The following is an 8,731-nucleotide window of genomic DNA, read 5'->3' as shown; positions in this document are numbered from 1 at the left end:
GTCAGATGCTCTAACCAACTGAGCTATTCAGGAATTTACCCGCGCTTGTCGTTTGGGATTGCAAAGATACGCAAGAATTTTAAGGTTGCAAATTTTTTTGAGAATTTTTTGGTGTGTGATTATTTATTAACTTTGCGTGATTTGTAGGAAGACCCAGAAAGCGTATGGATATCGAACTTCTGTCCAAGATGGTGAAGGAGCTGATCCTTGACAATGACAAGGTATATCTCCCTGGCCTTGGCGCATTTGTCGCCGAGGTTGCACCGTCTACATTCTCTGACAGAGGATACACTATAAATCCTCCATACAGGAAGCTTTCCTTCAAGACAAATGCGGATAAGGACAATCTTCTTTCCTCCTTCTACGCCAGCAGCAACGGAATTGCTCAGGATGTGGCAGAACGCATCCTGGAGAGTTTCTCGGCAGATCTTGCCAAGGCTCTTGACACGAATAGGGCAGTGCAGATTCCCGGACTTGGAAGGATGAGGCTCGGAAGGGATGGCAATATCTTCTTCATCGCGGATGAGGAACTGGATGTCTATCCTTTGGGATTCGGCCTTGAGCCTATCTCCCTCAAGACCCATCAGAAGCCGGCTTCGTTCGATTTCTCTACTCTGGAGGTTCCTGTTCCGGAAGCCAATGCTCCGGCAGTCGAGGTCGTCGTGCCTTCGTCATTCTCCGGTATCCCTGAAGCGGAACTTGTCTCTGAACCGATTGTCGATCCGGAGTCAGAACCGGTTGTCGAGCCAGAGCCAGAACTGGTTGCCGAGCCGGAGACTATTGAGGAACCACAGCCAGTTGCTGAATCAGAGATAGAGCCAGCTCCGGAACCAGAGTCCGTTGTTGAGCCTGAACCAGAACTGGTTACCGAGCCGGAGCCTACTGAGGAACCTGCACCAGAGCCTGAAAAGAAGAAAGAGGAAGGCTACTTCCTATACGAATATGAGGAAGAAGAGAAGATTCCGTCGCGCAGGAAGGGACTTCTTATATCGCTGATAGTGGTACTTTGCATTATTGTGATTGTGGTCGTGGGATTCATCGTTCTGAAGAACTGCTTCCCGGACCTTCTCGACAGGATGCTATACACCAAGGAAGAACTTGAGATTCTTAATTATTACAGATAATGCTGAAAGACAAGAAACTTACGACTGATATCCATGTCGTTTGTAGTGAGACTGATGAGGCCTGCTTGCTGAAGCCGGCCTCGTTTCTGAATTATGCACAGGAAATCGCAGGTGACAGCGCAGATATGCTCGGCTTCGGACAGAATGTCCTTGGCCCGCAGGGCTGCGCATGGATCATCTCCCGAATGAAGGCAGATTTCCTCGAGTATCCCCAGTGGAGGGATGACCTGAAACTTACCAGCTGGCACCGTGGCCCCGATGGACTCTTCTTCGTCCGTGATTATTGCCTTGCCGACCAGAGTGGAAAACCTATGGTTCTCGGAACATCTTCTTGGGTGATCCTTGACCTCAATGAGAGAAAGATCGTGCGTTCCGACCTCCCGAACAGCGAGGATACGGTATGTGACGAGACTGTATATAAAGACGCTACAGAGCATAAGGATACCGTATGCCAGAGGCTCAGACTTCCGAAGGATATCACTATGGAAGCATGCGGGGAGCACAAGGTGAGCTATTCGGACATAGATAGAAATGGACATACCAACAACGTCCAGTACACTGTCTGGGCGATGGACTGTCTCGATCTGGACTTCCTTCTCCACAACCATGTCCGCACACTCGAGATAAACTTCAACAAGGAAGCTATGCCTGGCGATACCGTACTTCTCTCGAAGGGTACGGCAGACGGAAAGGTATGGTGGGTTGAGGGCACCGTGGGCGGCGTCCAGTCATTCATCTCCAAATTCACATTCTAAGATGGAACTTATCTATCCTGTCGGTAGCTACGCGCCGGTAATCCCGTCGCCTAAGGCAACGGACCTTGAAAAACATGATGCAAAATCCGGCAACGAGGAATGGTTTCCCGTCGTCGAGCCGAGCGGTGAAGTGATAGGCATGTCTCGCAGGAGCTATTGCCATAGCGGAGCGAAGGTCCTGCATCCGGTGGTTCATCTCCATATCCTGGACAGGATGGGTAGGGTTTATCTTCAGCAGAGGGCGGATACCAAGGACCTGCTTCCAGGCGTCTGGGACACGGCCGTAGGTGGCCATGTCTCATACGGAGAGGCCATTTCGGAGGCGCTGATCCGCGAGTCCAGTGAGGAACTGGGCTTCTCCGAGTACAATCCTATCCCTATCTGCAGCTATGTGTTCGAGTCTGCGATAGAGAAGGAACTCGTGAATGTGTTCGCGGCGGTGGGCAGCAACTTCGTTCTCACTCCAGACCCTTCTGAACTCAAGGACGGACGTTTCTGGACGGTTGAGGAGATTGACGCACATATCGGTGACGGAAGTTTTACTCCGAACTTCGAAAGTGAATTCGCAATGATAAGGCAGCAGCTCTTCTCATTGCTTTAATGATAAAAATATGGGCAGATTCCAGTTCTTCTTCGTCGATGACATCAGACTTGCCTCGACTACCTTCCTCAGGGAGGTGGCGTCGCAGCTTGATTCGGATTACGCAGTGATAGAGAGTGCTTCCGTAGAGGTCGTGATAGACGACGCTGCTCTCGAGCGTATTTGTTCAGTGGCCGAGGACACGGCTGCGGACATGGTATATGCCGATTATGTCGGCCATCCTCTGATCGATTGCCAGAAAGGTGCGCTCAGGGACGACTTCGATTTCGGACAGCTGCTTGTTTTTCGCTCGGAAAGCCTTCGCAAGGCAGTCGCGGCGATGGTGACGGAGCGCAGCTGGGGTGCCCTCTATGAGCTCAGGCTCATGATGGATAAGATAGTCCATGTCAACGAGCCTCTCTACAGCGCAAAGGAGATTGACAAACGCAAGTCCGGCGAAAAGCAGTTCGACTACGTGAATCCGCGCAACCGTGAGGTGCAGATCGAGATGGAGAAGGTATGCACTGACGCTCTCAGGAGGATTGGCGGCTACCTGGCTCCGAATTTCGCGGAACCTCCTGCCGGCGACTGGAATGGTAGTTCTGCAGCGGATCAGGGCTTCCCTGTGGTTGCCAGCGTAATCATTCCTGTCTTCAACAGGATACGTACGGTAGCTGATGCGGTTCGCAGCGCTCTTGCGCAGACTCCGGACTTCCCGTTCAACGTGATCGTGGTCGACAATCATTCCACCGACGGAACCACAGCACTGCTGGATACACTCGCAGCAGAGGACAGGAGGCTCATACATCTCGTGCCGGAATCCACCACCCTCGGAATCGGCGGATGCTGGAACTATGCGCTCCATAGCGAACATTGCGGCCTATATGCAGTGCAGCTCGACAGCGACGACGTGTACAGCGGACCGGACACTCTCACCAAGGTCGTCGATGCCTTCCGTACGCAGAAGTGCGCGATGGTGATAGGCAGCTATCTGATGACTGATTTCAATATGAATCCTATACCTCCAGGGGTGATAGACCATAAGGAATGGACGGATGACAACGGCCGCAACAATGCTCTCCGAATCAACGGCCTCGGAGCACCGCGTGCCTTCCTCGTGCCGGTCGCAAGGAAGATAAACTTCCCTAATACCAGCTACGGCGAGGACTATGCCATGGGCTTGCGAATCAGCCGTGAATATAGGATAGGACGAATCTGGGACGTACTTTATTGCTGCCGTCGCTGGGAAGGAAATTCCGACGCGGCACTCAGCATCGAGAAGGTGAACAAGAACAATCTCTACAAGGATCGTCTCAGGACATGGGAACTGGAAGCGAGAATCAGGCTAAATGAATCCAGATAAGTTCATAAATGACCAGCTTTCGCGTTGGCCTCTTGCATGCGGGAACTTCAGGGCGCTCAAGAACGTCCGGACGAAGGATTTCGTGGTTGGAGGTCTGACCGTCAAGGCCCAGTTCAATCCGGCCAGGATAGTGTCTTCCGCGGCTAAGGTCGATCGCAAATCCCTTGAGCAGAGACCTTGTTTCCTCTGTGCCGACAATCGCCCATCCGAGCAGGTCGCATGGCCTTTCGAGGGCAGGAAAGGCAAGAGATACTCTATACTCGTCAACCCTTTCCCTATCTTTCCTGACCACCTGACCGTTCCGTTGGACTCCCATTCGGAGCAGAGCATCAGGAACAGGTACGTCGATATCCTCGACCTTGCCAGGGCATACAAGGGATATACATTCTTCTACAATGGCCCGAAATGCGGCGCATCTGCGCCGGATCACCACCACTTCCAGGCTGCGGGAAGCGGCAGAATGCCGTTGGAGAGCGATATAGACTCGCTTTTCGAACAGATCCTTGCTGCGAAGGAGGAGGCTCCTGAGCATAGGGCAGAGGCGGCAGGCATAGCCGATGTGATGGAGTACATGGCTTCTATCCTGGACGCCCATCTGTTCCATTATCATAAGTTCACCAGGGGAATTTTCGCTCTGAAGGCGCGCGAGCCAAAGTCGGCAGCCAAGCTGTTCTACCGCCTGATCGACTGCGCCGAGATTCAGGACGGAGAGACGGAACCACGCTTCAATATGATGACATGGTTCCGCTCGGGAGAGTTCAGGACCATAGTGATCTTCCGTAACCAGCATCGTCCGCACCACTATTTCAGTGATGGCCCCGACCACCTTACGATGAGCCCGGGATGTGCTGACATGGGAGGGCTTCTGATAGTCCCATGCCCGGAAGATTTCGAAAAGATAGATTCACGCCTTGTCGAGGAGGTGATGGCTGAGGTGTCCTGTGCCCCAGAAAAGGAGAGGGACATCATAATGAAGCTTACCAGGAAGCAACCAAAGCTCGCCGTGGGCATACTTACAGCCCCTGAGATCGAGTTCGAGATGCTCTCTGACAGTGCCGGACGCCAGCTGGCCAGCTGGCGTGATGGTAGGATAGACTATAACGGGGCTCTATATGATGAGCTCATCTTCGATTCCGTCACTCAGTCGACACTCTTTGCAGAGCCGTCCTTCGTGCTCCACGATGTCGTGATCGGAAAGAATTTCCATTGGCAGCGCAAGGAGAGCCAGAAGTTCGCCGGAAGCCTCCGGATAATAGTCGATGGTGACAATCTCACTGCCGTCAATGTCATAGGTGTCGAGGACTATCTCCTCAGCGTGATTTCTTCCGAGATGAAGTCAACTTCATCCGAGGAATTCCTCAAGGCCCACGCGGTCATATCCCGTTCATGGGTGATGTCCCAGATCGCTTCCTCGCATGATGGAAAGAGTGAAACCGTGGGCATGATAGATACCCCGGACGAGATCAGGAAGTGGTACGACCACGATGACCATAAGCTCTTTGACGTGTGTGCTGATGACCACTGCCAGAGGTATCAGGGCCTGACAAGGGCCACAGGGGAGACCGTCAGAAAGGTCATTGACGCCACCTGGGGCCAGATATTGACTTCTGAAGGAAAGATATGCGACGCCCGCTTCTCGAAGTGCTGTGGTGGCGTGATGGAGAGATTCTCGGCATGCTGGGGCGACGTTGATTACCCATATCTGCAGGCACTTCCGGACACTCCGGAGCATGACCCTCAGGGCAAGCCTTTCTGCGACACCCAGGACGCTGCCGTGCTCTCGCAGATACTCAATAACTACGACCTTGAGACACCGGATTTCTTCCGTTGGGAACAGGAATATGACAAGGATGAGCTTGCCGCTCTTATTGCGCAGCGTTCAGGAAGACGGATTGGACGTCTGCTCGGACTCGAGCCGATAGATAGGGGAGAATCGGGCAGGATCACGAAGCTCATGATCAAGGGAAGCGAGAACAGCTTTGCCGTCGGCAAGGAACTGGAGATACGCAGGACACTCTCCTCAAGCCATCTCAAGTCCTCGGCTTTCGATGTCGTGGATGCCGGAGACAGGATAGTACTCCGCGGAAAGGGCTGGGGGCACGGTGTCGGCCTCTGCCAGATAGGTGCGGCCGTAATGGCCTCGAAGGGCTATGGCTACCGCCAGATACTCGAACATTATTATCCGGGCTCTGAAATCACCGTCAGGCCCGCGTCAGATACAGGAAGATAATGGAAGCAAAGAGAAATATGTCCCCATGGTCATGGGTGCCGACCGTTTACATCTTCGAGGGACTGCCGAACGCCATCGTCAATACGGTGTCGCTCATCGTGTTCAAGAATATGGGCATGCCGAACGACAAGCTGACCCTCTACACCTCGCTTCTCTCGTTCCCATGGATACTCAAGATCGTGCTCAGCCCCTTCGTCGACACGATAGGCACGAAGAGAAGGTGGGTCGCAGCCATGCAGATTCTGATGGTGGTATGTACCTGTCTGCTCGGTCTCACGCTCCCAAAGTGCCCTCTGAGCCTCATCCTGATACTTTTCCTCATCACTGCGTTCGCGTCATCCATCCATGATATCGCGGCCGACGGCTTCTACATGCTCGGACTCGACCAGCACCGCCAGTCGCTCTTCGTCGGCGTCAGGAACACCTTCTTCCGCCTTGCGCTGCTCTGCGGCCAGGGTCTGCTCGCCATCATCGCAGGAATCTTCCAGAAGAACGGACAGGACGCGGTGGTCTCATGGTCATGGACCCTCATCGGAGGCTCCGCAGCCATGGCGCTCATCGCGGCGTGGGACATGATCTCGATGCCGAAGCCATCGACCGACCATCCGCGCAAGGGGAGTGACGCGAAATCCACTCTGGGCGACCTGTACCAGCTTTTCAAGACTTTCGTGGGCAAGAAGGAATTCCTTGTCGCGCTGGTCTTCCTGCTCCTCTACCGCCTTCCGGAGGCATTCTCGATCAAGATGCTCATTCCTTTCCTCAAGGACGCGAGGGAAGTCGGCGGACTGGGCATGGACGACGTCCAGGTCGGCCTCGCGAACGGTACCATAGGCGTGATCGCGCTGCTTCTCGGTGGTATACTCGGCGGTATTGCCGGTGCGAAGTGGGGATTGAGGAAATGTCTCATCCCGATGGCGCTCAGCCTCGCCCTGCCATGCTCCGTGTACCTCTACCTCAGCGTCGCGCAGCCAGCCGGAGTGCTGCCTGCATACCTTTGCATAGCAGTGGATCAGTTCGGATATGGATTCGGATTCACCGCATATACTCTTTACATGCTCTACTACTCCGTCGGTCAGTACCAGACCTCGCACTATGCGTTCTGCACTGTCCTGATGACGTTCAGCATGATGCTCCCGGGCCTTGTCGCAGGTAAGATACAGATGGCCCTGGGTTACCCGAAATTCTTCATCATGGTGATGGTGTGCTGCCTGATAACCATCGCCGTGACCTTGATGATCAGGCGTCATATCAATCCTCAGTATGGAAAGAAAGACGATATGTAGCATCGCTGCAGTGCTCGCGCTGCTTATGGCATTCCCTATGCCTGCCGATGCGATTAAGAAAAAGAAGAAACAGACTCCTTCCACCACCATCATCGTGCGCGACACAGTCGTGATCGAGAGGGAGGTCCAGAAACCTGTGTTCGTGGAAAAGGAGGTCGTCAAGATAGTGGAAATCCCTGCCGAGGTCTGCGTCAAGCCTGGTGTCGAGGTGCTCCGGGAGAGCGGCTTCGCCTGCCTCAAGGGCAAGCGCGTCGGTCTTGTCACCAACCCTAGCGGCGTGGACCGTAACCTGAAGTCCACCATCGACATACTCAACGAGGCTCCGGAAGTCAACCTTGTGGCCCTGTATGGCCCTGAGCACGGAGTCCGCGGCGATGTCTATGCCGGCGGAAAGGTGAGCGACACCAAGGACGCGAAGACTGGCCTTCCTGTATATTCTCTCTATGGCTCGACCCGCAAGCCTACCGCAGCGATGCTCAAGGGCATCGATGTGATGGTCTATGATATCCAGGACGTCGGAACTCGTTCTTACACCTTCATCAGCACCCTCGGCCTCGTGATGAGGGCATGCTCGGAGCAGGGTATAGAAGTCGTCGTTCTCGATAGGCCTAATCCTCTGGGAGGTAAAAAGATAGAAGGCTGCTACGTGGAGCCTGGCTACTTCTCTTTCGTGAGCCAGTTCCGCATTCCTTACGTATATGGCCTTACCGTCGGAGAGTTCGCTCAGATGATCAACGAGGAAGGTCTCAACAGGGACCAGAAGGGCGATCTTCCGCATCTCAAGTGTAAGCTCACGGTGATTCCTATGGAAGGATGGACCAGGGATATGGTGTATGCAGATACCAAACTTCCATGGGTGCTCCCTTCTCCTAACATCCCAAGCGCACAGGCAGCGATCAGCTATCCTTCTGCAGGCATCTGCGGAGAGTTCTCGAACTTCCTCAACATCGGCATAGGATATACCCTTCCTTTCCAGGTGTTCGGAGCCACATGGATGGACCCGGACAAGCTCAAGGCCAAGCTCGACAGCTACCATATTCCGGGAGTGGACTTCAGGGTGATATACTTCAATCCTATAGCCGGAAGCCAGAAGGGAGAGCTCGTCAAGGGCGTTCAGTATTTCTATACGGACTACGACAAGGCTGTGCTCACGCTGACTCAGTTCTACGTGATCCAGGCCGTCTGCGAACTCTATCCAGACCGTACTCCTTTCGAAAAATCTACGGTCTCGAATCTCTTCGACAAGGTTTGTGGCACGGACTATGTAAGAAAGGTATTAGGAAAGAGATATAAGGTCGAGGATCTTGAGCCGGTTTGGCAGAAAGATGTTGAAGATTTCAGGACGATGTCCTCGCGATATCATCTTTACAAATAAGTTTAACAATTAAATAACCAA

7 protein-coding genes are annotated in these 8,731 nt (G+C 53.5%); all 7 read left to right on the top strand.

Features of this window, described 5'->3' with window-relative positions; genetic code table 11:
- Nucleotides 1–164: 164 nt before the first annotated feature.
- The 7 genes from AC06ND_RS00510 (at nt 165) to AC06ND_RS00480 (ending at nt 8,710) form a co-directional block, all read left to right on the top strand.
- Nucleotides 165–1,124, top strand: a complete 960-nt coding sequence (locus AC06ND_RS00510) for an HU domain-containing protein (protein ID WP_475677036.1) — start codon at nt 165–167, stop codon at nt 1,122–1,124.
- Nucleotides 1,124–1,879 (top strand): acyl-[acyl-carrier-protein] thioesterase, encoded by a 756-nt coding sequence (locus AC06ND_RS00505; RefSeq protein ID WP_475677035.1) that lies wholly within the window; start codon nt 1,124–1,126, stop codon nt 1,877–1,879. The genes AC06ND_RS00510 and AC06ND_RS00505 overlap by 1 nt, the downstream gene beginning before the upstream one ends.
- 139 nt (nt 1,880–2,018) lie before the next feature.
- Entirely contained in the window at nt 2,019–2,480 is a 462-nt protein-coding gene (locus tag AC06ND_RS00500; protein WP_475677038.1) for an NUDIX hydrolase, read from the top strand.
- Nucleotides 2,481–2,490: 10 nt separating this feature from the next.
- On the top strand, nt 2,491–3,822 hold the full coding sequence (locus AC06ND_RS00495) for a glycosyltransferase family 2 protein (RefSeq protein WP_475677034.1): 1,332 nt from the start codon (nt 2,491–2,493) through the stop codon (nt 3,820–3,822).
- The gene (locus AC06ND_RS00490; protein ID WP_475677033.1) at nt 3,809–6,052 is read left to right on the top strand and encodes a DUF4922 domain-containing protein; all 2,244 of its coding nucleotides are present in this window, start codon (nt 3,809–3,811) and stop codon (nt 6,050–6,052) included. The genes AC06ND_RS00495 and AC06ND_RS00490 overlap by 14 nt, the downstream gene beginning before the upstream one ends.
- Nucleotides 6,052–7,335 (top strand): MFS transporter, encoded by a 1,284-nt coding sequence (locus AC06ND_RS00485; RefSeq protein ID WP_475677032.1) that lies wholly within the window; start codon nt 6,052–6,054, stop codon nt 7,333–7,335. The genes AC06ND_RS00490 and AC06ND_RS00485 overlap by 1 nt, the downstream gene beginning before the upstream one ends.
- The gene (locus tag AC06ND_RS00480; RefSeq protein WP_475677031.1) at nt 7,313–8,710 is read left to right on the top strand and encodes an exo-beta-N-acetylmuramidase NamZ family protein; all 1,398 of its coding nucleotides are present in this window, start codon (nt 7,313–7,315) and stop codon (nt 8,708–8,710) included. Before AC06ND_RS00485 ends, AC06ND_RS00480 begins: the two co-directional genes overlap by 23 nt.
- The last annotated feature ends 21 nt before the right edge of the window (nt 8,711–8,731 follow it).

It is taken from the genome of Candidatus Cryptobacteroides sp., assembly GCF_056207615.1.
Note: the sequence above shows the minus strand (reverse complement) of the source record. Positions and strands in the feature narration are given on the sequence as shown.